Here is a 1,341-nt window from a genome sequence, read left to right on the forward strand (position 1 = left end):
GGTCGAGGCGGCGCAGCGTTCCGGATCCCTGATCAGCGCCAGGCTCGCAGGCGAAATGGGCCGGCTGGTCTTCGCCGTACCCGGCTCGCCGCTTGATCCACGCGCCGCCGGCACCAATGGCCTGCTCAAGGACGGTGCCACCTTGGTCACCGAAGCCGCCGACATTCACAGGGCAATCGCGCCGCTGACCGGTTTGCGGGCCCCCGAACTGCCGCCCTTTGAAGATCCCCCCGATTTCTCGGCCACGCCGCCACCCGGCGAAAACGACCGCGCCAGGGTGACCGAAGCGCTCGGCCCGACGCCGGTGGCGATCGACGAGATCATCCGCCACACCGGCCTGCATCCGGCGCAGGTGTTCATGGTGCTCCTGGAGCTCGACCTCGCCGGCCGGCTCGAACGGCATGCCGGCGGCAATGTCTCGCTGGTCTTCGCGGAAGGCTGACAGCCTCCGTCAGTGGTGATCGCGTTTCTTCTGTTCGGTCTCGGTATAGTCGGGCGTGTTTGCGCCGAACAGGTCCCTCTCGACAGCCTTTCGCCAGACGGCATCGGCGTCTTCAGGACGCGAGGGATCGAAAGTTGTCTCGGTGTCCTGCATGCGCCGGCGCGAACGCCGCCGGAGCCACGCAGGCATGATCTCGTGGATGAGGCTGGTGAATTGGATCATTGATCAACTCCTGAAACCCGTTCTTCAAAGGCGCAAAATGCGTTTTGCGGCCTCAACTCTGCCGGACAGTGGGCTGGACCGCCTCCTCAAACCGGCCAGTGCCCGATTGGTCGTGACATAGGGATTCAAGCCAGGCCAGGGTCTCGCCGACATCGGCCAGCGCGTGGCGCGCCACGGTTTTCCCTTGCGGTTTGATGCGGACCGAAATGCCATCCATTTCATTGACGGCTTCGAAGCCGTTCTCATCCGACGTGTCGTCTCCGAGGAATACGGGAATCCGCCCCCGGAAAGCCGGCAACTCGCAGAAACGCCTGATTGCCGCTCCCTTGGCCGCCTCGAGCGGCATCAGTTCCACCCCGGCATTGCCGGCAAGAACCCGATATCCTCGCGGAAGCCGCTCCAGGGCCTGTTCGACCAGTTGCGTCGCCCGTTGCAGCAACTGCGGCGCCGCACGCGTATGAATGGCCAGGATCGGGCCCTTGCGCTCGATATAGACGTCCACATTGTCCAGTTCCGCCTCGATTTCCTCGGCAAGCGCGGCAATGTCGGCGGGCTCGTCGGCCGCCTCGACAGGCCCGTCACGGACAAGCCGGTGCTCCAGGCCGTATAGACCCGCAGCCGGTAGGCGCAGCGGCTGGAAGAGCCGGTCGACGGCGGAAACGGATCTTCCTGTAATG

At 64.9% G+C, this 1,341-nt stretch carries 3 protein-coding genes; 1 reads left to right on the forward strand and 2 read right to left on the reverse strand.

Annotated elements, in window-relative coordinates:
• Positions 1–442, forward strand: a 442-nt coding sequence (locus FJ980_RS32080; RefSeq protein ID WP_140547500.1) for a DNA-processing protein DprA, incomplete at its 5' end; no start/stop codon positions are given.
• Positions 443–451: 9 nt separating this feature from the next.
• Here FJ980_RS32080 and FJ980_RS32085 read toward each other — a convergent pair.
• Positions 452–664, reverse strand: a complete 213-nt coding sequence (locus FJ980_RS32085) for a hypothetical protein (protein WP_140498769.1) — start codon at positions 662–664, stop codon at positions 452–454.
• Positions 665–716: 52 nt separating this feature from the next.
• A partial coding sequence (gene otsB / locus FJ980_RS32090) for a trehalose-phosphatase (RefSeq protein WP_140547501.1) occupies positions 717–1,341 on the reverse strand: 625 nt, incomplete at its 5' end.

It is taken from the genome of Mesorhizobium sp. B1-1-5 (assembly GCF_006443065.1).
Classification (GTDB): Bacteria; Pseudomonadota; Alphaproteobacteria; order Rhizobiales; family Rhizobiaceae; genus Mesorhizobium.

Coding starts and splice junctions, on each gene's coding strand:
- FJ980_RS32085 (WP_140498769.1), bottom strand. CDS start 664: ATGATCCAATTCACCAGCCTCATCCACGAGATCATGCCTGCGTGGCTC.